This is a genomic window from Micromonospora sp. NPDC051227 (assembly GCF_044455385.1).
In the GTDB taxonomy this organism is placed as follows: domain Bacteria; phylum Actinomycetota; class Actinomycetes; order Mycobacteriales; family Micromonosporaceae; genus Micromonospora.
The window spans coordinates 246084-269143 of sequence record NZ_JBITET010000004.1; the positions used below are offsets into that span (position 1 = coordinate 246084).

At 72.6% G+C, this 23060-nt stretch carries 22 protein-coding genes, 2 pseudogenes and 1 riboswitch; of the genes and pseudogenes, 14 read left to right on the plus strand and 10 right to left on the minus strand.

From position 1 onward, the window contains the following. The first annotated feature begins 10 nt into the window (after positions 1–10). The 6 genes from ACIA47_RS12570 to ACIA47_RS12595 all read left to right on the plus strand — a co-directional run bounded on the left by ACIA47_RS12570 (position 11) and on the right by ACIA47_RS12595 (position 3884). The gene (locus tag ACIA47_RS12570; protein WP_396707661.1) at positions 11–391 is read left to right on the plus strand and encodes a DUF3263 domain-containing protein; all 381 of its coding nucleotides are present in this window, start codon (positions 11–13) and stop codon (positions 389–391) included. 214 nt (positions 392–605) lie between these two features. Then, positions 606–1244 carry a hypothetical protein gene (locus ACIA47_RS12575; protein ID WP_203126525.1) on the plus strand — a complete coding sequence of 213 codons (639 nt, stop codon included), beginning with the start codon at positions 606–608 and terminating at the stop codon, positions 1242–1244. Continuing rightward, a complete protein-coding gene (locus tag ACIA47_RS12580) occupies positions 1241–1639 on the plus strand; it encodes a phage holin family protein (RefSeq protein ID WP_396707663.1) in 399 nt (132 codons plus the stop codon). The genes ACIA47_RS12575 and ACIA47_RS12580 overlap by 4 nt, the downstream gene beginning before the upstream one ends. Before the next feature lie 22 nt (positions 1640–1661). After that, a complete protein-coding gene (locus ACIA47_RS12585) occupies positions 1662–2369 on the plus strand; it encodes a DUF3618 domain-containing protein (RefSeq protein WP_396707665.1) in 708 nt (235 codons plus the stop codon). Further along, positions 2338–3225 (plus strand): hypothetical protein, encoded by an 888-nt coding sequence (locus ACIA47_RS12590; protein ID WP_203126532.1) that lies wholly within the window; start codon positions 2338–2340, stop codon positions 3223–3225. The genes ACIA47_RS12585 and ACIA47_RS12590 overlap by 32 nt, the downstream gene beginning before the upstream one ends. A 149-nt stretch (positions 3226–3374) precedes the next feature. Beyond that, on the plus strand, positions 3375–3884 hold the full coding sequence (locus ACIA47_RS12595) for a GNAT family N-acetyltransferase (protein WP_203126534.1): 510 nt from the start codon (positions 3375–3377) through the stop codon (positions 3882–3884). Between the two features lie 51 nt (positions 3885–3935). Here the strand turns inward: ACIA47_RS12595 and ACIA47_RS12600 are convergent, their stop codons facing one another. From ACIA47_RS12600 to ACIA47_RS12635, 8 genes are all read right to left on the minus strand, one after another. Continuing rightward, complete coding sequence (locus tag ACIA47_RS12600) at positions 3936–4430, minus strand: hypothetical protein (protein WP_396707668.1); 495 nt, start codon at positions 4428–4430, stop codon at positions 3936–3938. A 93-nt stretch (positions 4431–4523) separates the two neighbouring features. Continuing rightward, positions 4524–6737: an AAA family ATPase gene (locus ACIA47_RS12605; protein WP_396707670.1), complete on the minus strand. Its 2214-nt coding sequence runs from the start codon at positions 6735–6737 to the stop codon at positions 4524–4526. Between the two features lie 36 nt (positions 6738–6773). Continuing rightward, complete coding sequence (locus ACIA47_RS12610) at positions 6774–7274, minus strand: hypothetical protein (RefSeq protein WP_396707672.1); 501 nt, start codon at positions 7272–7274, stop codon at positions 6774–6776. A gap of 38 nt (positions 7275–7312) precedes the next feature. Next, positions 7313–8068 (minus strand): ATP/GTP-binding protein, encoded by a 756-nt coding sequence (locus ACIA47_RS12615; RefSeq protein WP_186718233.1) that lies wholly within the window; start codon positions 8066–8068, stop codon positions 7313–7315. Further along, on the minus strand, positions 8046–8534 hold the full coding sequence (locus tag ACIA47_RS12620) for a DUF742 domain-containing protein (protein WP_396707674.1): 489 nt from the start codon (positions 8532–8534) through the stop codon (positions 8046–8048). Before ACIA47_RS12620 ends, ACIA47_RS12615 begins: the two co-directional genes overlap by 23 nt. Then, on the minus strand, positions 8531–9004 hold the full coding sequence (locus ACIA47_RS12625) for a roadblock/LC7 domain-containing protein (RefSeq protein WP_091402960.1): 474 nt from the start codon (positions 9002–9004) through the stop codon (positions 8531–8533). The genes ACIA47_RS12620 and ACIA47_RS12625 overlap by 4 nt, the downstream gene beginning before the upstream one ends. Then, positions 9001–11619 carry a nitrate- and nitrite sensing domain-containing protein gene (locus ACIA47_RS12630; RefSeq protein ID WP_396707677.1) on the minus strand — a complete coding sequence of 873 codons (2619 nt, stop codon included), beginning with the start codon at positions 11617–11619 and terminating at the stop codon, positions 9001–9003. Before ACIA47_RS12630 ends, ACIA47_RS12625 begins: the two co-directional genes overlap by 4 nt. After that, positions 11606–12784 (minus strand): hypothetical protein, encoded by a 1179-nt coding sequence (locus ACIA47_RS12635; protein WP_396707679.1) that lies wholly within the window; start codon positions 12782–12784, stop codon positions 11606–11608. The genes ACIA47_RS12630 and ACIA47_RS12635 overlap by 14 nt, the downstream gene beginning before the upstream one ends. Before the next feature lie 372 nt (positions 12785–13156). Between ACIA47_RS12635 and ACIA47_RS12640 the strand changes: the two genes are divergently transcribed. Together ACIA47_RS12640 and ACIA47_RS12645 are read left to right on the plus strand one after the other, a co-directional pair. Then, positions 13157–16021, plus strand: coding sequence for an alpha/beta fold hydrolase (locus ACIA47_RS12640; RefSeq protein WP_396707681.1), 2865 nt, complete (start codon positions 13157–13159; stop codon positions 16019–16021). Beyond that, positions 16021–16887, plus strand: a complete 867-nt coding sequence (locus tag ACIA47_RS12645; protein ID WP_112582927.1) for an ABC transporter permease — start codon at positions 16021–16023, stop codon at positions 16885–16887. Before ACIA47_RS12640 ends, ACIA47_RS12645 begins: the two co-directional genes overlap by 1 nt. A 9-nt stretch (positions 16888–16896) precedes the next feature. Here the strand turns inward: ACIA47_RS12645 and ACIA47_RS12650 are convergent, their stop codons facing one another. Continuing rightward, positions 16897–17577, minus strand: coding sequence for a DUF4232 domain-containing protein (locus ACIA47_RS12650; RefSeq protein WP_396707683.1), 681 nt, complete (start codon positions 17575–17577; stop codon positions 16897–16899). A gap of 265 nt (positions 17578–17842) precedes the next feature. Here ACIA47_RS12650 and ACIA47_RS12655 point away from each other — a divergent pair, with 265 nt between their 5' ends. Beyond that, positions 17843–18298, plus strand: coding sequence for a DoxX family protein (locus ACIA47_RS12655; RefSeq protein ID WP_396707685.1), 456 nt, complete (start codon positions 17843–17845; stop codon positions 18296–18298). Between the two features lie 77 nt (positions 18299–18375). Here the strand turns inward: ACIA47_RS12655 and ACIA47_RS12660 are convergent, their stop codons facing one another. Next, positions 18376–18681, minus strand: coding sequence for a helix-turn-helix transcriptional regulator (locus ACIA47_RS12660; protein ID WP_112601087.1), 306 nt, complete (start codon positions 18679–18681; stop codon positions 18376–18378). A 91-nt stretch (positions 18682–18772) separates the two neighbouring features. Here ACIA47_RS12660 and ACIA47_RS12665 point away from each other — a divergent pair, with 91 nt between their 5' ends. From ACIA47_RS12665 to ACIA47_RS12685, 5 genes and pseudogenes are all read left to right on the plus strand, one after another. Continuing rightward, positions 18773–19735, plus strand: coding sequence for a DMT family transporter (locus tag ACIA47_RS12665; protein WP_203124469.1), 963 nt, complete (start codon positions 18773–18775; stop codon positions 19733–19735). Between the two features lie 28 nt (positions 19736–19763). After that, positions 19764–20024, plus strand: a pseudogene (locus ACIA47_RS12670) (YbaB/EbfC family nucleoid-associated protein); the annotation flags it as partial. Further along, positions 20021–20260, plus strand: a complete 240-nt coding sequence (locus tag ACIA47_RS12675; protein ID WP_396707688.1) for a hypothetical protein — start codon at positions 20021–20023, stop codon at positions 20258–20260. The pseudogene ACIA47_RS12670 and the gene ACIA47_RS12675, both read left to right, overlap by 4 nt. Before the next feature lie 44 nt (positions 20261–20304). Beyond that, a riboswitch (SAM riboswitch) is annotated at positions 20305–20440 on the plus strand. A 10-nt stretch (positions 20441–20450) separates the two neighbouring features. Further along, positions 20451–21737 (plus strand): threonine synthase, encoded by a 1287-nt coding sequence (thrC, locus tag ACIA47_RS12680; RefSeq protein WP_203124475.1) that lies wholly within the window; start codon positions 20451–20453, stop codon positions 21735–21737. Between the two features lie 266 nt (positions 21738–22003). Beyond that, positions 22004–23024 (plus strand): annotated as a pseudogene (locus ACIA47_RS12685) (GNAT family N-acetyltransferase). The last annotated feature ends 36 nt before the right edge of the window (positions 23025–23060 follow it).

Genomic DNA, 23060 nt, shown 5'->3' on the forward strand with positions numbered 1-23060 from the left:
GCTGAGCGGCATGTCCGCCGACGCCACCCCGGCCGCCCCCGAGCCGTCCACCGACGCTCGTCCGGGTGAGGTCGCGGGTGCCACCGGGCCGACCGTCCCGAATCCCCGACCTGCCCCGCCCATCGAGACCGACGAGTCGGCGCAGCCCGCTGATCCCGCGGCGGGGCTGACCGAGCGGGAGCGGGCCATCCTCGCCTTCGAGCAGCAGTGGTGGCGGCACGCCGGTGCCAAGGAGCAGGCCGTCCGGGACAATTTCGGGATCTCGTCGACCCGGTACTACCAGCTCCTCAACGGTCTGCTGGACAATCCGGCGGCCCTCGCCGCCGACCCCGTGCTGATCAGCCGACTCCGCCGGTTGCGCTCGTCCCGCGCCCGTAATCGCCGCCGCTGACCGAACGCCCCGCGATCTTGCACTTTCTGCGGCCGTTTCGCGTCTTTTGTGCGTCTTTGCCGCGACACAAAGTGCAAGATCGCCGGCGTCGGCCATGGGCCCGGCGGTCGGCGGTCCCCGACCGCCCGCCCAGCCGCATGCCGGCTGACCAGGCGGGTACGCGGGAGGCGTCCCGAGGTCCCACGCGACCTTGGGCCCAGGAAGGGAGCGGGGTATGACGGCAACGAACCAGAGTGGCAGAGGACAGCAGGCCCGCCAGGAGGCATCCCGGGTCGGCCAGCAGGCCGCGCAGGCCGGGGGTCAGGTCGCCCACACCGCCGCTGAGCAGGGCGGACAGGTGGCTGCGGAGGCGCGGCGACAGGCCCAGCAGTTGACCGGCCAGGCCACTGGGCAGCTTCGCGATCAGGCGCAGACACAGCAGCGGCGGGCCGCCGAAGGCCTGCGCGACCTGGGTCAGAACCTCAGTTCGATGGCCCAACAGGACGGCGATTCCGGGCTGGCCGGTCAGGTGGTACGCAAGGCGGCCGACGCCGCCCAGCAGGCCGCCGGCTGGCTCGAGGAGCGCGAGCCCAGCGACGTGCTCGACGAGGTACGCACGTACGCGCGGCAGCACCCGGGGACCTTTCTCGCGGGCGCGGCGGTGGCCGGGCTGCTCGTCGGACGGCTCACCCGGGGTCTGACCGCGCCGTCCTCGGGCAACGGTCAGGGTGGCAGCGCGTCCGGTGCTCCGTCACCCGCGCGGGGCGCACCAGCCGACACCGGTCAGCAGCCGTACGTGGGGACGGCACGGGCGCAGAACGTCTCGGCCGCCGGTCGGCAGCAGTCGGACCTGCCCGGCGGGGTGGCGCCATGAGTGCCCCGGAGAAGGAACGGAACCAGGCCTCGGTCGGCGAACTGCTGGGCGAAGTGACCAGGGACGTCTCCACTCTGATGCGCAAGGAGGTCGAGCTGGCCAAGGCCGAGCTGCGCGAGGAGGTCAGCCAGGCGGGCAAGGCCGGCGGTATGTTCGGCGGTGCCGGGCTGGCCGGGTTCCTGGCGGTGCTGTTCGTGTCGTACGCCCTCTGGTGGGGGCTGTCCAACACGATGGACCAGGGATGGGCGGCGCTGATCGTCGCGGTCCTGTGGGCCGCCGTGGCCGGTGGTCTCTTCATCAACGCCCGAACCCAGCTGAAGCGGGCACGTGGGGGGGTTCTACCCCGGACGCAGCAGACTGCCCGGGAGTTGCCGGACGCCCTGCGGGGTCGATGAACGAGTCGGGAGGGAACAGGTCATGTCCAGTGATCCGGATCGGATCCGGCGGGAGATCGAAACCACCCGCAACGAGTTGAGCAGTGACGTCGATGCGCTGACCGACAAGGTCAACCCGCGTCGGATCGCCGGTGACCGCGTCGGGCAGGCCCGCAGCGCGTTCACCCGAGCGAAGGAGAAGGTGATGGGCAGCTCGAGTCACATGGGGCAAGAGGCCAGCCAGCGGGTGTCGCACATGGCCGGCTCGGTTCGCGACGAGACCCGCTCGCTCGGGCACCAGTCTCGGGAGGTCATGGGTTCGGTGCGGGACGAGGCGCGTTCGCTCGGGCACCAGTCTCGGGAGGTCATGGGCTCGGTGCGGGACGAGGCGCGCTCGCTCGGGCACCAGTCTCGGGAGCAGGCCCAGGGCAATCCGGTGGCCGCTGGCCTGGTCGCCTTCGGCGTCGGTCTGCTGGCCGCCTCGTTGATCCCGCCGAGCGGGCGTGAGCGGCACCTCGCCGGGCGCGCGCGGAACATGGTGAGTGAGCACTCCGACGAGCTGCGCGAGCAGGCGAGCCAGGTTGGCCACCAGATGCAGGACAACCTGCGGGAGCCCGCGCAGCAGGCGGCGCAGTCGGTGCGGTCCAGCGCCCAGCAGGGCTTGTCCGCGGTACGCGACCAGGGCCGTTCGGCTGCCGGTCAGGTGCAGGGAGAGACGCATGCGGCCGCCGACGACCTTCGCCAGCGCTGACCCGATCGGTGCGCCGGGGCCGGCGTCGGTGATGCGGGTACGCTCCGCGTCCGCGCCGGCCCCGGGCCGGCCGGTCAACGAGGATCTGGTCTTCCGGTTCGGCCCGTTGGTCGGTGTCCTGGACGGCGCGACGGTGCCGGACGGCTTCGACACCGGTTGCGTGCACGGGCCCGAGTGGTACGTCCGGCACCTGGCGGCCCGGATCGGCGTCGCCGAGGCGGTACGCCCTGCCGCCCGGCTGACCAGTAACCTGGCCGCGGCCGTCCTCGCCGTACGCGCCGACCACGGCGGGCAGTGTGACCTCGACCATCCGGGCACCCCGTCCAGCACGGTCTGCCTCCTGCGGGACTGCGGCGACCAGGTGGACTACCTGGTGCTCTGCGACAGCCCGCTGGTCCTCGACGCCGGCGGGCAGGTCAGCGTGGTCACCGACAACCGGCTGGACGCGGCGATGGCGGAGCTGCGGGAGACGGTGGCCATCGTGCCGGGCGGCGCGGCGGACCCGGTCACCCGGTTCCGGCACGCCGTGAGCGTCCAGCGGGAGCGGATGAACCGCACCCACGGCTACTGGGTGGCCGCCTCGGACCCGGACGCGGCCTTTCACGCGGTCACCGGGACCGCGCCCCGGCACGGTCCGGGGGCGCTACGGCGGGCAGCGTTGCTCAGTGACGGCGCGTCCAGCGCGGTGGAGCAGTTCGCGCTGACCGACTGGGCTGGTCTGCTCGACCTGCTGAGCGCCGACGGTCCGGGCGCGTTGCTGGACCGGGTGCGGGACGCCGAGCGCGACCACCCCGACCGACTGCGCCGACACAAGTCCACCGACGACGCTTCGGTGGTGTTCTGCGAGTTCGGGTAGGTGTTTTGGTCCCCTGACACCCGGTCGGGTGACAACAGAGCGTGATGTGGAACACCCGGGCCGCCCGACCGGCCGGTACCGCTGTCCGGACCGCCAGTGGATGGCCAATGGGGTGGACTTCGGCCGATGAGAGCGGCAGACTGCGGCACGTGGCGGGTGCGGTCCGGCTGGAGCCGGTGGACGAACGAAACCTGGAGCCGTTGCTCTCCGTAGCGGCTGCGGAGGCGGAGCCGTGTGATGTGATGCCCCCGGTCGAGGCACCCGCCGGCTGGTCGCTCGCCCGTCGCGAGGCGTTCCGCGAATTCCACCGGGCAAGCTTCGGCGGGCTGGACGGCCCGACCGGTTCGCAGATGTACGCCATCCTCGTCGGTGGCGAGGTGATGGGCATGGTCCGGATGACGCGCTGTGACGAGCCGCGCACGGTGGAGACCGGGATGTGGCTCGGCCGGTCGGCGCGCGGGCAGGGAATCGGCGCCGCCGCCCTACGGGAGCTGCTGAACGCCGCCGCTCTGGCGGGCATGCGGGCCGTGGTGGCCGAGACGACACCGGACAACATCGGCGCGGTCGCCGTGTTGCAGAAGTGTGGCGCGAAACTGCGCGCGGACGGCGGCAAGGTGCGCGCCGAAATCTGCCTCGATTCGACGCCACCCGCTCTCTGAGCTGCCCGTCGAGTTCGGCGGCGACCGCAGGGGCCGCCCCGACCGCCTGGGTCAGGCCGGCAGCCGAACGATGTCGTAGTCGGTGCTCGGCGTCGACTCCACGTCGAACCGGCCGTTCACCACGTACAACGCCGAGCCGAGCAGATCGCCGGTGGCCGGCGAACGCAGCTGCGGGCCGGTGATCTCGCGCTGCACCACTCCTGCGGTGTAGCCGGCGTTCAGTCGGACCACCGCGACGACGTTGGTCAGGTTCCGGATCACGTAGAGGGTGCGACCGCGCAGCACCAGCCCGTCGGCCCGTTCCACCGAGTAGCCCCCGAGGTCGACGAGGCGGCTGCCGCCGGTACGCGGGTCGACGCGTACGAGCTGACCGCTCAGCATCTGCGCGACCAGCAGATCGCCGTCCGGCAGTGCCACGATCCCGTTCGGCAGCGCGATCCGGGCGGGGAACGGCTTCGCCGGATGAGCCGCCGCCGGTGCGCCGACCGAGACCACTGTCGCCGCCGCCACGAGGGGGACGATGAGAAGAGAGAGCAGCTTGCGCAAGGAACACCACCTGACGTCGCAGTGGATGATTCCACTGAGGAATGTGACGCCTTGGGAACGTCCTGGGCGCGACGAAAGGTTGTGCTGGTCTGATCACTCCCGGTCGGCGGCGTACGCGGCCAGGCCGGCGACCTGGGCCGGGTCCAGCGACGGTCGTACCCGGGCCCGTGCGGTCGACACGTGCTCAGCGGTGACCGTGGCGGCGGCGAGCGACTCCCGCATCGCGGCCAGCGCCGCCTCTCGGATCAGCGCCGCACAGTCCGCGGCGGAGAAGCCGGTCAGCTCGTCGCCGAGAGCCGGCAGGTCGACGTCCGGTGCCAGCGGCACCTGCCGGGACGCGGCCCGCAGGATCTCCGCGCGGGCGGGTCCGTCCGGCGGCGGCACGTAGACCAGCCGCTCCAGCCGGCCCGGCCGCAGCAGCGCCGGGTCGACCAGGTCCGGCCGGTTCGTCGCACCGACCACCACCACGTTGCGCAGCGTCTCCACCCCGTCCAGCTCGGTGAGCAGGGCGGCGACCACCCGGTCCGTGGTGCCCCCGTCGGTGGCCTGGCCGCGTACCGGCGCCAGCGCGTCCACCTCGTCCAGGAAGATCAGCGTGGGGGCCGCCTCCCGGGCCCGACGGAACAGCTCGCGGACCGCGCGTTCGCTCTCACCGACCCATTTGGAGAGCAGTTCGGCCCCCTTGACCGACAGGACGTTGGCCCGCCCCGACCCCGCCAGTGCGGTGACCAGGTAGGTCTTGCCGCAGCCCGGCGGCCCGTAGAGCAGCACGCCGCGCGGCGGCTGCACGCCGAGGCGGGCGAAGGTGTCCGGGTAGGTCAGCGGCCACAGCACCGATTCGGTCAGCGTCTGCTTGACCTCGTCCAGGCCGCCCACGTCGTCCAGGGTCACCGAGGCCAGATCCAGGGTTGACGCCGCCATCGTGGTGGGCCGGACCACTTCCCGGGCGGCGGTGAAGTCGGCCATCGACACCGTCGGCGTCTCGGCGGACTTCTGCCGCAGCGCCGCGCGCACCCCGGCCTCCCGGACCAGCGCGGCCAGGTCCGCCGCGACGAACCCGGGGGTACGCGCGGCCACCTCGTCCAGCCGGACGTCGTCGGCCAGCGGCACCTGCCGGGTCAGCACGGTGAGCTGTTCGCGGCGCAGCGCCTGATCCGGGAGCGGGACGCTGATCCGCAGCGACAGCAGGTCGGGGGCGCGCAGTGCCGGGTCGACCGCCTCCGGCCGGCCGCTGGTGCAGACCACGGCGACGCCGGCGCGGATGCTCTCCGCGAGCACCTGACGGAACACCGTCGCCACCGGACCGGGATCGTCCGCGGGGGCGAGCGCCTCGACGTCGGTGACCAGCAGTACCGCCGGCCCTTCGGCCCGGGCCGACGATGCCGCGACGCGCAACCGCTCGGCGGCGGCCTGACCGGCCAACGCGGCCACCTCCGGCGCCCAGAGCGGGTGGACGCGGGCACCGACCCGGGCGGCCACGGCCCGGACCAGCGCCGACTTCCCGGAGCCCGCCGGGCCGACGAGCAACACCCCCAACGAGATGGTGGTGCCGAGCCGGCCCAGCACCTCCCGGTGGTGGAAGCCGAGGTCCAGCAGCTCGGTCAGCTCCTCGGCCTGGGCCCGCAGCCCGGGCAGCTCGTCCACGTCGGGCGCGTCCTCAGCCGGAACGGCGTCGGCGCTCGTGCCCGGACGGGGCGGCGCGGCGCCGACCGGGGCGGGCCCGCCGTGGGTCGTCGCACCGTGCTCCCAGGCGACCGATGTGCCCATGGTGACCAGCGCGCCGGCCGCCGGCTCGACAGTGACCACGCTGAGCAGGGTGCTGGTCCAGGCGAAACCGACGGTGTTGGCGAGGCTGCGTCGCGCCGCCTCGACCAGGCTGCGGACCGAGGCGTCCGGCAGCACGTCCTGCGGCAGCAGCGACACGTCGTCCCCGGCGGTGAGCACCTTGCCCAGCAGGGCGAGCCGGAGCATCTCCGGGCTGACCGCCGCGACGACCCCCACCGGCCCGGCCAGGACGACCCGGCTCGCAGAGACCAACGGCACCGGGCTCACCCGCACCTGACCGCCGTCGCGCAGACCCAGGTTGCCCAACGTCAGGTCGTCGGCGTACAGCAGGGCGCTGCTCGCGCCCGGCCCGGCCGCCGCCGCGATCCCGGCCGTCTCCCGGCGGCCGACAAGGCGGACCGGGTCGCCGGGGCGCAGCCCCAGCGCTGTCAGCGCCTCCGGGTGCAGGCGCACGATGCCCCGTCGGGCGTCCAGCGCCGCCGGCCGCAGGCTCGCCGTCAAGGTCAGGTCGGGTTGCGCCACTGCCCGACCGTAGCCGCCGGCAGCCAGCCCCGCCGGTCAGCGCCGCGGATCCAGCTCGTCCAACAGCGTCGGGTCGCGCCGGATCAGCTCGGCCAACCGGGCTGCCGGGTCCGGGGCCAACCCGTCCGGACCGGGTGCCCAGGCGGGCACCGTCCGGCCGGAGAGCGGCCAGGCCGGCGGGGGTTCCACCGGCGTCGGCGGGGGAACCGGTCCGACCGTGACGGCAGGCCCGTCCCAGGAGACCCGCATCGGGTACGTCCGCCCGGCGTGCTCCACCTGCACGGTCACCGCCAGTCCGGGGTAGGCCCCGACGACCTGGCGGATCGCCTCGGCCACCTCCTCGACCGGCCCCCATCCGGCCACCTCGCTCGGGGCCTCCACCCCCGCGTGGCGGCCCGACCGGGCGTTGCGGGTGTCACCGCCGAGGCCGGGCGAGCTCGGCGGTGCGGTGGTGTCGTCACGGTCGGCGGCCCGACGGCGCGACGCCTCCTCACGTCGGGCCAGCCGGGCCAGCGTCTCGTCCAGGTCGCCCCTCACCAGATCACCTCTTCCCGCCACGGCCGGAGCTGGTCGGCTCAGGCCCTCCTGTCCCGGGTAGCGCGGTCCAGCGCGCGGTCCAGGACGACCAGTAGTGCGTCCCGCACCGAGAGCCGGTCGCGGGCATCGAACTGCACCAGGGGTACATGATCGCCGATGGCCAACGCCCAACGGATCTCGCCGAGTTCCAGGGCCAGTCGCCCGTCGAAGGCGTTGACCCCGACGACGAACGGCAGCCCCGCCCGCTCGAAGAAGTCGATGGCCGGGAAGCAGTCGTCCAGCCGGGCGCTGTCCACCACCACCAGCGCGCCGAGCGCTCCCCGGGCCAGGTCGTCCCACATGAAGCCGAACCGGGTCTGCCCCGGCGTGCCGAACAGGTAGAGCTTCAGACTGCGGTCGATCGTCACGCAGCCGAAATCCATCGCCACAGTGGTGGTGGTCTTGGTGGACCGGGCACCCGGGTCGTCCACGCCGATCCCGGCGGTGGTCATCTCAGCCTCGGTGGTCAGGGGCGCGATCTCGGAGATCGCGCCCACGGTGGTGGTCTTGCCCACCCCGAACCCACCAGCCACCAGGATCTTGACCGGGATCGGCGGTGCGGCCGGCTTACCGGTCGGAGGGATCGACCCCGCACCGGACGAGGGCCGGTACGGAGGCGGTGCGGTCGGCGGTGGGCCCGCCCGCCCGACTATCGGCCCGGTGCCCGGGGACATGCCGTAACGGGCGGCGGCGCTGTTCGCGGCGACCCCGCCGAGCGGGGCGACCGGCCATTCAGGAGATCGCACGGAGTCCATCAATCACTCGCAGGATGAGATCGGGGTCGACAGCGTCGTCGGTGTCGGTCACGTGCACGTCCAGGTGCCCGGCGGCGCGTAGGTCGCCGACCAGGACCCGCGTCACGCCGAAGTGCAGTCGGGCGCGGGCCGAGATCTCGGCCACCGAGATCGGCTCGGCGCAGAGCGCGATGATGGTCTGAAGTTCCGGTGCCAGCAGGGCGCCGGGTGGGCCGGCCCACCAGCCGCTGTCCGTGCGGACGGTCACCTGGGTCTCCAGCCCGATCGCCGGGTCGGCACCCGCAACCCGCCCGGAGGTGAGCACGAACGGACGGGGACCGCCCGGTTGGTCCCCGTCCGGCTCCGGCTCGGGCAGCGCGGGTGTCGCCGCCGCGCCCACCCCGGTCGAGGGTGACGTGCGCAGGTACGGGCGGATCCGAACCCTCGGGTCCGGGTCCGGATCCTCGCCGGCGACGTCGGGAGTCACTGCTGAACGGCGTTCTTCAACTCGACGATCAGTCGCGGGGTCAGGGCGCCCCCGGCCCGCCCGGCGAAGAGCGTCATCTCGTACGCGACGGTGCCCAGGTTCGCCGAACGGTCGGCGACCACCCCGAGCACGGAACCGCTGCTGATCGCGCTGATCAGCAGGTAGCCGTCGGCCATGTCGACGATCACCCGGTTGAGGCCGCCGAGGGCGTACCAACTGGCGGCCCCACCGGCGAGGCTGGTCATTCCGGACACGACGGCGGCCAACCGCTCCGCGTTGGAACGATCCTTGATCGCCGACATGGCCATCAGCAGACCGTCCGAGGAGACCGCGATCGCCTCCAGGACGCCGGCGGTGCTGGAGGTGAAGGAGTCCAGCAGCCAGTTGAACGTACGGGCCTCCGGGCTGAGGTCCCCATTGGCGCTGGGCTGACTCTGGTCGACATTGTCGTGCAGGAAGGGGCTGGTCACCGTGATGATCCTTCTTCGTTCCGGTGGTCGGGGCTGACTTCGCGGAGAGCGCGGGCGACGCCCGCCTCGAACTCGCTGATGAGGTCGCGGACCTCGGCCGGGTCACCGAGGTGGGTGCTGGGCGGTTGACAGACCGGGATGGCGGTGAGGTTCGCTCCCGGGACCCGTCGACTCAACCGGGGCCGCTCCGGTGCGGCATCGGTCGAGCCACCACCACGCGGCACCGTGGGGCCGGCGCCTCCCGGGGTGCTGGGCAGGTCGACGGTCGTGCCCAAGTCCACCATGGCCGCCCCGGCGCTGGCCGACGGGTCGCTGGCCGTCCGCGCCGACGCGCCGTCGATGCCCGGCGCCACGTGCAGCTCGGCGCGGCGTACACCGGCTTGGAAGGCCTCGACCAGCGCGCGGGCGGCGGCGGGGTCTGCGCCGGTGGCGTCCACCGGCCGGGTCGTCGGGGCGGCGGCGTGCAGCGTCGCCCCGGGAACCCGCTGCCGCACCCGTGGCCCGCCCGGCTTGCCCACCGGTTCGGTGCTCCGGGGTTCGGGAGCGGCCTGCTCCGGCTGGCCCCGACCGAACGCGTTCCAGGACGGGCCGGCGTCCAGGCTGAGGGTGGCCCGGCTCAGCAGGTCCGAGTCGAAGCGGGCCGGCACGGCGACGGCCACCGCGCTGGGCCGCGCTTCGTGCTCGGGGTCGGGCGTGGCCGTCGTACGTCGGTCCCGATCCGGCACCGCGGCGCGGGCCACTGTGGCCCCGGCGCGGTCGGCGCGGCGCAGCACCAGCGACGTCGACGGGATCTCCAGCTGTGCGGTCACCCCTCCGCCGCCGGTGGCGGCCAGGGCGACCTGCCAGCCGTGCCGACGGGCCAACCGGCCCACCACGAAGAGACCGAGCACCTCGGTCGGGGCCAGGTCGAGCCGTTCCCGGCGGGTGAGCCGGGCGTTCTCCTCAGCCAGGCGTTGCTCGCTCATGCCGATGCCGTGGTCCACCACTGTGAGCCGTGCGCCGAGGCCGGACGTCTCGGCGGCCACCAGCACCCGGGTGTGCGGCGGAGAGAAGACTGTGGCGTTCTCCATCAGCTCGGCCAGCGCCAGGACGAGGTCACCGACCACCGCCGGCGCGGCCGAGACGCCCGCCGGCACCTGCACCTCCACCCGGGTGTAGTCCTCGATCTCACCGAGTGCCAACCGGACCACGTCGGCCAGCGGCACCGGCGCGGTGTGCGCGTCGGCTCCGGCCGAGCCGGAGAGCACCACGAGGCTGCCGGCGTTGCGCCGCAACCGGCTGGAGATGTGGTCGAGTCGGTACAGGTGCTCCAGGCGGCCCGGGTCGGCCTCCTGCCGCTCCAGCCGGTCGATCAGCGCGATCTGCCGACCCACCAGGTTCTGGGTACGGCGCCCGACGTGGCCGAACATCTGCGCCACGTTGCGTCGGCCGGCGACCTGCCGCTCGACCAGTTGCGCCGCGGTGTTCTGCACCCGGTCGAAGGCCCGCGCCAGGTCGCCGATCTCGTCGTTGGCGCGGATGTCCACCGGCTCCAGCCGGACCGCTTGAGGTCTCTCCGCCTCGTCGTCGGTGACCCGGACCAGCTCCGCCTCGGCGACCCGGGCGACCCGGTCGGCCGAGCGGGTGAGTCGGGTCAGCGGTCCGGCCACCGTCCGCGCCACCGCCACGCTGAGCAGCACCACCAACGTCAGGATCAACGCCGCCGCGGCACCGACCAGGTACGCGGCGGTCAGCGCTCGCCGCTGCTCGGCCGTCACCTCGGCGAGCACGTCGGCGACCAGCTTCTTCTCGACGAACTGACCGAGCCGGATCATCGTGCGGACGGCCGGGAAGAGCGCCTCCATCGGCACGTCGCGGACCGCGGCGGCCGGATCCCGGGCGCTCCTGACCAGGAAGTCGGGGCTGGTACGCGCGGCCACGGCGGCGTCGTTGAGCTGGGCCACCGTGAGCTGCTCGGGCGTGATCAGGCTGCGGAAGCGCGAGTTGTCGACCATGAGCGCGGCGATGCACGCCACGTACCCGGCGGTGGTGTCCGGGGTGCCGATCGCCTTGACCAGCAGGCTCAGGGTGGCGCAGGTGCCCAGGCCCTCGTCGGCGCGGAGCAACCCGTCGAGGGCGAGTACCTGACGGCCCGGCAACGTGTCGGTGTCAACCCCGACCACCAGCCGCAGTGACTCGATGATCCCCTTGTTGACCGGGCCGAACGCGTCCATCACCTGACCGGGGTTGGCGGCCCGTGCCAGGACGGCAGTGCGCAGGTCGATGAGGCCGGACACGCCGTCGAGGGCGCTGTCGACCTGGTCGGTCAGGGCGTCGCTCCGCGCCGCCCGCAGGTCGGCCACCCGGTCGTCCACGTCGGCGGACTTACGGACCAGCTCACTGCGTTCGACCCGGCCGAGCAGGAAGCCGACGGAGAGGATGCGTTCCTGCTGGAGGTCCTGGACCAGGCTGCCGACCCGGCTGGCGAGCCGGACACGGTCGGCGGTGTCGCCGGCCCGCTGTGCCGCGGCGACCCGGTCGAGCATCACCGGCACGGCCAGGCCGACCATGCTGAGCAGCGGAATCACCACGAGAAGCGCGAGCTTGCCGCGGATCCGGAGCCTACCGAGCAGCATCGAACGCCCCCCACTGTGCGGTCTCCGGGTCACCGGCAGCCCCGACCGGTTGCAGCGCGCGCGGCTCGTCGGCCGGCGGTTGCCACGGGTCGCGGTGTGGCGGGGTGTCGGGACTCTCCGCGTGGATCGCGGCCAGGGCGGCCCGACGCTGGGCCCGGCGAGCGGCGGCGACCAGCAACGCGGCGAGGCAGCTCAGCAGCAGGACGGCGACGACACCCGCCCCGGCGGTCAGCCAGCGGTCCCGGTTGAGCCGGTCGATGCGCTCGGCCAGCACCGCGTCTAGTTCGGTGAGGATGACCGGCTGAAGTTGGCGGGCGGAGCGGTGCGAGTTGAGCGCTGCGGCACTCAACTGGCCCGGATTGACCACGCCAGTTTCCTTGCCCGGCACGGAGTACGCGGCAAGCGCCTCCACCGAACGCTGGTAGGTGTCCAGCGGGGTCAGCACGTTGGCACCGAGGTCCGTGCTCTCCGAACCGTCCACGGCCGAGCGAAGGTTGTCGACGAGATCAGCGGCGGGGGCCAGGGCGGACACCCGCAGCCCGGTCAGCTCCAGCAGGCCGCGCGGTTGCTCGGCGGCCGGCCGGCGGGAGACCAGCGTGGCGAGGTCGGCCAGCCGGCCGGCGGCCACCACCGCCTCGGGCAGTTCCTGACCGGCGCTGTCCTGGAGGAAGAATGAGTCGGCCTCGGGGTCGCGGACCAGCCCGGAGCTCTCCCGGACCTTCCGGTGCAGGGCCAGCAGCAGGTCGGAGACCTCGCCGTAGGCGGTGTAGGCGGCCTCGGGGTCGGCGGCGCCCCGGCCGCGCAGCGCCTCCAGCTTGGCCCGTACGCCGGCCCAGCGTTCTTGGCTGAGCAGCTCCCCGCCGATGCGGGCGTCCACCTCGGCGGCCTTCTCGACCGCCCCGTTCAACGCCTCCCGGGCGACGGGGCGACCGTTGACCGCGTTGGACTGGGCCTCCACGAGGGCGTCGGTGACCGCCGCCAGCGCGGTGAGGTACTGCACGCCGAGCCGTTCCCGGGCGGCGAGGTCCCGATCGTCGGTGACCTGCCGCCAGTTCGACGTGACGAGCAGGCCCAACGGTGCCAGCAGTGCTCCGATGAGCAGCAGGGGCAGCAGCCGGCCCAGCGTGGACGGCCGTCGACGGGCCCGCGGCGCGGGGACTGTCATGTGTGTCTCCTCCGGCGTGGGGCGCTGATCGGCGCGGCGTCGGGCTGGCCGACAAGTCCCGTGCACCGGACCGGAAAACTAATCGAACCCCCGCCTGGGCAGACCTAACTCGGTTAGTCAGGTTCGCGTCACTTCGAGCCATGTCACCATTTGTCCGCGTTACCGGCACGCTCTGTGTCAGCTGTGGGTGTGACATGGAGGGATCGAGGTGGATATCCGCGGAAGATCGGAATTCACGGGATCCGAACTCAACTCACTGTGCCGCGTCGATCGGTGCGCGCTCGCGCCCCACCGCGCACCGATCGGGGCAACCGGACGGACGTACGGCGGATCTCAGCCAACGCTCAGGCTGTGGGCCGTACCGTGTGCCGCATGACATCGCCGTCGCCGGCCGCGTGGTTCCGGCGTGCCCTTCCCACCCGCCGCCGGGCGATCGCCGCCGCGGTGGTCGTCGTGCTGTTGGCCGCCGCCGTGACCTGGGCGGTGTGGCCACAGGGACCGGGCGTACGCACCGAGAGCGCGATGCTCACCGTCCGCTCCGGACCGTCCGGTGACCAACCGGTGAACCTGGACACCACCCTCTACCTGCCGGACGACGCCTCGTCCGGTCGGAAGGTGCCGGCGGTGCTGCTGGCGCACGGGTTCGGCGGCACGAAGGAGTCGGTGCGCTCGGACGCGGAGGAGTTCGCCGGTCGCGGCTACGCGGTGCTCACCTGGACCGCGCGGGGCTTCGGCCGCAGCGGCGGTGAGATCCACCTGGACAACCCGGACTACGAGGTACGCGACGCTGAGCGGCTGCTGGACTGGCTGGCCGCGCGGCCGGAGGTGCGCACCGACGCCGCCGGCGACCCGAAGGTCGGTGTGGTCGGCGGCTCGTACGGCGGTGGGTTGGCGTTGCTGTTGGCCGCCCAGGACCGTCGGGTCGACGCGATCGTGCCCATGATCACTTGGAACGACCTGTCCCGCGCGTTCCTGCCGGAGAGCACCGGCGGAGCGCCGACCGAGGGTGTGTTCAAGAAGGGCTGGGCCGGCCTCTTCTTCGGCGGGGGCGGCAACGTGGGCTCCGGCCCGGCCGGGCTCTCCGGTGCGACCGCCGCCCAGCCGCAGGGCGCACCGGCGTCGGCCGGCCCGCCCAGCCCCGGGCCGGGTGCCGGCCCCGGCACCGGTCCGGGTGGCGCCCCGGCCGGTGCCGCCGACCCGTCCTGCGGCCGGTTCGCCGCCGACGTCTGCGCCGCGTACCTCCGGATCGCCACCACCGGTCGCGCCGACCAGGCGGCCGTGGACCTGCTGCGCCGCTCCAGCCCGGCCGGTGTGCTGGACCGGATCAAGGCCCCCACCCTGCTGGTGCAGGGCGAGGCGGACACCCTTTTCCCACTCGGTGAGGCGGACGCGAACGCGCGCGGCATCGCCGCCGCCGGCACCCCGGTACGGGTCGCCTGGTTCACCGGCGGACACGACGGTGGCAGTGGTCCCCGCTCGGACTCCGACCGGGTGAAGTTCCTGACCGTCCAGTGGCTCGACCACTACGTCAAGGGCGAGGGCGACGCGCCCGGCGACGACTTCACCTGGTCGCGGATCGCCGGCTTCGACGCGCTCGACCGGGGTCTCGTCGCCACCGGTTTCCGCCGCGCCGACTACCCCGGCCTCGCCGGCAACGCCCGCCGGGAGGTGACGGTCGCCGGCCCGGCACAGCCGATCGCGAACCCGCCGAACGGCAACCCGGCCGCCATCTCCTCGATCCCGTTCGCCGGCGGGCTCGCCTCGCTGCTGGACGGCGTGGCCGGTGACGTGCCCGGCCAGCACGCCCAGTTCGAGTCCACCCCGCTGACCGAGGCGGTCGACGTGGCCGGTGCGCCCACCGTCACAGTGCGGGCCGCGTCGCCGACCGGCGAGGCGGTGCTCTTCGTCAAGCTCTACGACGTCGACCCGGACGGTGCGGCCACCCTGCCGAACGGCCTGGTCGCCCCGATCCGGCTCACCGGCCTACCGCAGCAGGTGCAGGACGCCCGCCCGGTCACCGTGACGCTGCCCGGGATCGTCCGCCGGGTGGAGGCCGGGCACCGGCTGCGGCTGGTGGTGGCCACCTCCGACCAGGCGTACATCACGCCCGCCGAGCCCACCGTCTACACGGTGGCCGCGGACGGTGCGGTCAGCCTGCCCACCGTCGACGGCGAGCCGATCCCCACCGCGGCGACCATCTGGCGCTGGGTGCTCGCCGGCCTGCTCGCCGCCATTGTGATCGGGCTCGTCGTGGTCGTCGCACTGGTCCGCCGCCGGCACCGCCGCCAGGACCGGTCGGTGCATCCGGAGTACGCGGACACCCCGCTGGCCGTGCGCGCACTGCGCAAGGAGTACGCGGACGGCTTCGTGGCCGTGTCGAACGTGGACTTCGAGGTGCATCCCGGTCAGGTGGTGGGTCTGCTCGGGCCGAACGGTGCCGGCAAGACCACCACCCTGCGGGTGCTGATGGGGCTGACCCAGCCGACCGCCGGGGAGATCTACGTCTTCGGTCGTCGGCTGGTGCCCGGCTCGCCGGTGCTGTCCCGGATCGGGGCGCTGGTGGAGGGGCCGGGCTTCCTGCCGCACCTGTCGGGTCTGGACAATCTGAAGGCGTACTGGCGGGCAACCGGGCGGCCGTGGGAGGACGCGCAGTTCGACGCGGCGCTGGAGATCGCCGGGTTGGGTGACTCGGTGCACCGGAGGATCAAGAACTACAGCCACGGGATGCGCCAGCGGCTCGCCATCGCCCAGGCCATGCTCGGCCTTCCCGAACTGCTGGTGTTGGACGAGCCGACCGACGGGCTCGACCCGCCGCAGATCGCCGAGATGCGCCGGGTGCTCCAGCGGTACGCCACTGACGGCCGGGCGGTGCTGGTCTCCAGCCACCTGCTGGCCGAGGTGGAGCAGACGTGCACGCACGCGGTGGTGGTGAACAAGGGCCGGATCGTGGCGTCCGGGCCGGTGGAGGAGATCGTGGGCGAGTCGCCGAGCGTGCTCTTCGACGTCACCGACCCGGTGGCGGCCCGGGCGGTGCTGGACCGGTTGCACGGGGTCCGAGTGTTGCCGGAGAGCGACGGCCAACTGGTGGTCGACACCAACGGCACGGCCCGCAGCGAGGTGGTGGCGGAGCTGGTGCGCGCCGGCATCGGGGTGGACCGGGTGGTGCCTCGGCGGCGCCTGGAGGACGCGTTCCTCGCCCTGGTGGGCGAGAACTCTCGGGGAAGCGGTGACCGGTGATGGTTGTTACTGACGCGGGTGAGGCCCGTGGCTACCGGCCATCGGCGACCATGCCGTTCGTGGCGGAGTTCCGTCGGCAGGCGTCCCGGCGGCGGACCCAGTTGGCGCTCGGGTTCATGGTGTTGCTGCCGCTGATCATCCTGATCGCGTTCCAGTTCGACTCGGGCGGCGACGACGACAACGGTCGCAACGAGTTCGCCAGCCTGGTTGAGTTGGCAACCTCGGGCGGGCTCAACTTCACCCTGTTCTCGATCTTCGTGTCGGCGTCGTTCCTGCTGGTGGTGGTCGTCGCACTGTTCTGCGGCGACACGGTGGCCAGCGAGGCGAGCTGGGGCAGCCTGCGGTATCTGCTGGCGATCCCGGTGCCTCGGGCGCGGTTGTTGACGGTGAAGCTGGTGGTCGCCCTCGCGTACTCGGGACTGGCCCTGCTGCTGTTGGCCGGCACCGCATTGCTGGCCGGCACCCTGCGCTATGGCTGGTCGCCGCTGCGCAGCACCGTCGCCGCCGAGTTGGAACCCACCGAGGGGTTGCTCCGGTTGCTGGCCGTGCTGGGCTACCTGGCGGTCGTACTGCTGGTGGTGGCCGGCCTGGCGTTCCTGCTGTCGGTGATCACGGACGCCGCGCTGGGCGCGGTGGGTGGTGCGGTTCTGCTCTGGATCCTGTCCAGCATCCTGGACCAGATCACCGCCCTGGGCGCGCTGCGCGACTTCCTGCCCACCCACTTCAGCACCGCCTGGCTGGGTCTGCTGTCGACTCCGGTGCAGACCGACGATGTGGTGCGCGGCTGCATCTCGGCGATCAGCTACGCGACGCTGTTCTGGGGGTTGGCGTTCTGGCGCTTCACCCGCAAGGACATCACGTCGTAGCGGGTCGGCTCACAGCCGGCTGCCGGGCGGGCTCACCGACGACGGCACCGCGCTCGGCGCCGGCGGCGGGGCCGGCACCGGCGTGGACGGGTCGGCCTTCTTCCAGGCGCTGACGCCGATCCGGCCGGTGTTGCCGAGGTCGATCGGCCCGTCCGGGTCGACCTCGTCGGCCGGCTGCCCGGCGGCGGGCGCCACCGTCAGGAACTCGCCGTTGGTGGCCACCACTGTCGAATCGGTGACCAGGTTGCGCCAGAGCACCACTGCGGTGGCCCGCTCCCCGGCGGCGAGGATGACCTGCCGGGGTGGCTGGTCGAAGCCCGAGGTGATCTCCTTGGCACCGTTGACCACCCGCAGCATGATCGGCTCGCGCGTTTCGTCGAACACGTGCAGCACCGGGTACCCGTTGAGCTGGTAGGGGTGTTCGCCGCAGTTGACCAACTCCAGGCCGAGGGCGCGCAGACCCATCGCGGCGTCCCCGCCGGTCGACCGGATCCGAACGCCGCCCGTCGGGCACTCGGCCGGCGGCTCGGTGCTGGCGGTCGGGCCGGGTTCCGCCCTCAACCCGGGGGGCGGCCCGCTCGGGTCCCCGCCCTGGCCCCGATGGTCGCCGGGAGTGCAGCCGCCGAGCGCGAGAGTCGACGCGACCGTCGCGGTGATGCGTCGCAGTGCTGCCGTGTCGCGGGGAATCATCCGTTGATCCTCGCCCACTTGCGCAGCCCGCCGACGCCTGGCCCCGCCGGCTCTCCCTGCGCTGTCACGTGAACTGGTGGGGGACCTCTCTTGGTGCGCCTTTTTTGGAGCTTGATCGTTTGCGACAGCACCAGGGGAGGGTGCCGGCGTCCTCGCTCACACCGTTTTCACGAGGGATTATCCCATCAGCAAGGAACTTATGGCTTTCGATGCCTGCATGCCTCAGGCTCGACGAGACCCATTCACCTTCCTCGATGGAGGCGCCATGAACGTCTCTCGGCTCGGCGGGCCGACCCTGTCCCTGTTCCGCATCGTGATCGGCCTGCTGTTCACGTTGCACGGCCTGTCCTCGGTATTCGGGTTGTTCGGCGGCAACCCGATGACTGGCAAGGCGGTACCGCTCGGCACCTGGCCGGGCTGGTGGGCCGCCCTGATCCAGTTGGTCTGCGGCGTACTGGTGCTGGTCGGGCTCTTCGCCCGACCCGCCGCGCTGTTCGCCTCCGGCTCGATGGCGTACGCCTACTTCGTTGTGCACCAGCCGGATGCTCTGCTGCCGCTGCACAACGGAGGTGAGCGGGCGGCGCTCTTCTGCTGGGCGTTCCTGCTGGTCGCGGCTCTCGGCCCGGGTGCCTGGGCGCTCGACACGCTGCTCGCCCGGCGTCGCACCGACGCCCCCTCGGCATCGGCTTCGGCGGCCGAGCCCGACGCGGTGTCCGTCTGACCACAGCCGAACCACGCGTCGCCGAAGTCTCGACGAGGCGGCTTCGGCGGCGCGCCCGGGTCGGCCGACAGGCGGAGTCAGGCCGGCGGGCGCTGGGTGAGGACCGCGTCCAGCAGGCCGGGGTAGAGCTTGTCCAGCTCGTCCCGGCGGAGCCGGACCAGTCGGCTGGTGCCGGCGGCCCGGGTTCGGGTCAGCCCGGCCTCGCGCAGCACCTTGAGGTGGTGGCTACGGGTCGCCTTGGAGACACCGAAGTCGAAACTGCCGCAGGCGGACTCGCCGCCCTCGGCGAGTGCCCGGACGATCTGTAGCCGCACGTCGTCGGCGAGTGCGGCCAACACGCTGGTGACCGGTACGGCGGTCAGGTCGGGCTCGTGCGGCTCCATGTGACCAGTGTAACCCTTGTTCGACAACTATCGAACGACGTCCTATGGTCGGTGTCGTTGGTTCGACGATACTCGAACATTGGAGTTGCCGATGCGATCCCGCGCCACCGCGTTCCCACTGGTCGCCGTGCTCGGCTGGGGCGTGATGTTCCCGATCCTGGCCAGCGCGCTCGACCGGGTCGACCCGCTCAACCTGACCACAGCGCGCTACCTGCTGGCCGCCGTCGTCCTGGTCGCCATCCTGCTGCTCCGCGAGGGTGCCGGCGCGCTGCGGCACGGCGGCCGGGCGCTGGAGGTGGTGGTGCTCGGAGTGGTCGGCTTCGCGGGCTTCAACCTGCTCACCAACCTGGCGCTCGAACACGCCGCCCCGCAGCAGATCTCCCTCTTCGTGGCCACCACCCCGGTGATCACCCAGCTGGTCCGCTGGGCCCGCGACGGCGTACGCCCGAAGCCGCTGCTGCTGGCCCTCTCCCTGGTGGCGCTCCTCGGCGTCGGCCTGGTGATCACGCGCGGCAGTCTGGCCGGGCTCGGCCAGTTCGGCCTCGGCGGGCTCATGATGATCGGCGCCGTGCTGGGCTGGGGCATCTACACGCACGGCGCCAGCCGGTTCGGCGAGTGGTCGCCGCTGCGCTTCACCACCCTGACCGCGCTCAGCGGCACGGCCGCGATGCTCGGCCTGAGCATCGGCGCCGACGCCGTCGGCTGGCAGCACGCGCCGGCCACCGCCGACCTCGTGGCGGTCGCCCCGCAACTGGCGTACGCCGTGCTGGTGGGTGCCGTGATCGCGGTCCTGGCCTGGAACACCGGCGTGCAGCGACTCGGTGCCGCCAACGCCGCGCTGTTCATGAACCTGGTCCCGGTGACCACCTTCGCGGTGCAGATCGCCCGCGGCTACCGCCCGGAGCCCGTCGAACTGGTCGGGGCCGCCATCACGATCGCCGCCCTGATCGCCGCGAACCTCGCCGCCCGGCCCCGGACCACCTCGCTGCCTCGACCGAGCGCGGTGACGGACCCCATCGCGGTGACCGACCCGGTGGCGGTGAGCGCCCGCTGACCCGCCAACCGCGCGGCGTGCGGCCGGCGACGGTGCGGTGATCGCAACCGTCGGAGTGGGCGGTCAACTGCTCGACGTACGGATCACGCCGCAGGCCCGGCGTGCCGTGGACAACCTCACCCTCGGCGAGCACGTCCGCGATGCGATTCGAGCCGCCGAAGCCGAAGCCGAGCAGGCCCGCACGGCCCTGCTCGGGTCGCTGACCATCGGCGGCCGCTCGGTCGCCGAGATCCTGGCCGACCCGGGGGCCGCGATTCCCGGTGCCGACCGACCGCGGCGGCAGCGATGACTCCCGCGCAGCGCGCCCTGGTCACGCTCAGCGCCGTGTCGGGTGTGGTCTGGCTGCTCGCCGGCAGCGAACGGCCCACGGGCAGAGACTTCGTGACGGCCTGCTGGATTCTTTTGGCCGTATTGGCCGTCCTCTGGGCCGTGGCGTTGTACGTCGGCGTCGACGCCGGCGCTGACCAGCAGCACACCGCCCGCCGGGATGCCGGCGGGCAGCTCACACCGTGGGATCTGCCGTAGCAACGGCCGACAGCGTTGTCCTAGACTCGACGGCACAACTTAATACCTCATCCAGAGGGGCTGAGGGATACGGCCCGACGACGCCCCGGCAACCACCCCGCGCGCTCACCGCTGAGCGACCCGCGGGGCAGGTGCCAATTCCGTCCCCGCCGCACCGTGCGATGCGGGGAAAGATGAGAGGACTCTCGACATGACGTCGACGCTCGTCACCTCCGGCATTGACACCGCTGCCAGCCCCGCCCGCGCACTGGTCTGCCGTGCCTGCTCGGCCCGCTACCCGCTCGCCGCCCAGCACGCCTGTTACGAGTGTTTCGGCCCGCTGGAAGTCGACTACGACAGCGCCGCACTGGCCACCGTCACCCGCGAGCAGATCGAGGCCGGCCCGAACAACATCTGGCGGTACGCCGCGCTGCTCCCCGCCGGTCAGGACCCGGCCAGCCGGGTCACCCTCGACCCGGGGCTGACCCCACTGGTGGCGGCCCCGCACCTCGCCGCCGAGCTGGGCATCACCGCGCCGCTCTGGGTCAAGGACGACAGCGCCAACCCCACCCACTCGTTCAAGGACCGGGTCGTCTCGGTGGCGCTCACCGCCGCCAAGGCACTCGGCTTCAGCCGGTTCGCCTGCGCGTCGACCGGCAACCTGGCCAACTCGGTGGCCGCCCACGCCGCCCGCGCCGGGGCGCCCTCGGTGGTCTTCATCCCCAGCGACCTGGAGCAGGGCAAGGTCATCACCACCGCCGTCTACGGCGGCGAACTGGTCGCCATCGACGGCTCGTACGACGATGTCAACCGGCTCTGCGGCGAGCTGGTGGAGACCGACGAATTCGAGGACACCGCGTTCGTCAACGTGAACGTCCGGCCGTACTACGCGGAGGGCTCCAAGACCCTCGGCTACGAGGTGGCCGAGCAGCTCGGCTGGCGGATCCCGGCGCAGGTGGTCATCCCGATGGCCAGCGGCGAGCTGCTCACCAAGATTGACAAGGCGTTCTCCGAGCTGGTGGAGATCGGCTTGGTCGAGGCGCCCGCCGACGGCTGGAAGGTCTTTGGCGCGCAGTCCGCCGGCTGCAACCCGATCGCCGTCGCCCTGCACGCCGAGACCGACACGATCGTCCCGGTCAAGCCCACCGGCATCGCCAAGTCGCTCAACATCGGCGACCCGGCGGCCGGCCTCTACGCCCTGGAGGCGGTCCGCCGCACCGGCGGCTGGATGGAGTACGCCGACGACGACGAGATCCGCGCGGGCATTCGCGATCTGGCCCGGACCACCGGGGTCTTCGCCGAAACCGCGGGTGGGGTCACAGTGGCCGTGCTGCGCAAGCTGGTCGAGTCCGGTCGTCTCGACCCGACGGCCGAGACCGTCGTTTTCAACACCGGCGAGGGTCTGAAGACCATCGACGCGGTGGCCGGCCAGGTCGGGCCGACCCACCACATCAAGCCCTCGCTACGCGCCGCCCGCGACGCCGGCCTCCTCGGCTGACGGGCTCGCTCCGACCCGGGGCCGAGTCGATCACTGGGTAACTGGGTTTTCGCTGTGAGTGTGGAAAACCCGCCGCTACGGACTTGACGACAGGAACCGGACGGCGCAAGATGCTCCGTGCGGGAGGGCATTTCGCCGAAGACTTTTGAAGTTCTTGCGACCCAACGCCGGAGGCGTTGTGCGAGTGTCCCTCCCGACCAACGTTCGATCGGGCCAGCGAGTAATTCGCTGGCCCGATCGCTTTTGCACGGTGCACGCTCACCGGCATGAGCATCACCATCGCGTCGTTCGACGGCGCCGACCGGCACCTCGGTCGACGAGGCGTACCGGATCGGGTCGGCGGCGAACGACGCCGATCTCCCGGACTTCCCGCCCTTCTGCCGGCGCCGCTTCGACGCGTTGTTCCACACGCCGATGCCCGGCACCCGGTCGATCTGGGCGCTGGCCCGGCTGGACGGCGTGCCGGCCGGCTACCTCCAACTGGACCTGCCGCAACTCGACAACACCGACAACGCCACCGCCGAGCTGCTGGTGCATCCGCAGCTGCGGCGCCGGGGCGTTGGCCGGGCCCTGCACGAGTACGGACTGCGCCTGCTCCGCCAGCACGGCCGGAAGCGGGTGGTGGCGATGGCCGTCTCCGCGCTGCCCGACGGGCCGGCCCGAAGCGTGGCCGGTGACGCGTTCGCCGCCGCGACCGGTGCCCAGCCCGCCCTGACCGAGGTGCGTCGCCGGCTCGACGTCGGCGAGATCGACCGGGTCGCCCTGCGCGCGGCGCTCGCCCAGGCCCGACCGCGAGCCGAGGGCTATCACTCCGTCTGTTGGCAGGGCACCACGCCGCAGGAGTACGTGGCGGACATCGCCTACCTGGACGGCCGGTTGCTCATGGACGCGCCCATGGGCGACGTGCAGTGGGAGCCGGAGCAGGTGGACGCCGAGCGGATCCGCGGCAACGAGCGGGCACTGGACGCCCGCGGCCGGCGGCGCTACCACCTCGGGATGCGGCACGAGGCGTCCGGCCGGCTGGTCGCCTGGACGCTGCTGGACGTGGGTGCCGCCGTCGACTGGCACGCGTTCCAGCAGATCACCATCGTCGACCCGGCCCACCGTGGCCACCGGCTCGGCCTCATCGCCAAGGCGGAGAACCTGCACCACCTGCTCACCCACGAGCCGGCGGTACAGGTGATCGACACCTGGAACGCAGCCAGCAACAGCTACATGGTGGCGATCAACGAGCAGCTCGGCTTCCGCCCGGTGGACTGCTGGACCGACTGGCAGCTCACCCTCTGACAGGTATCGGCGCTACTGCTCGCGGACCTGACTCAG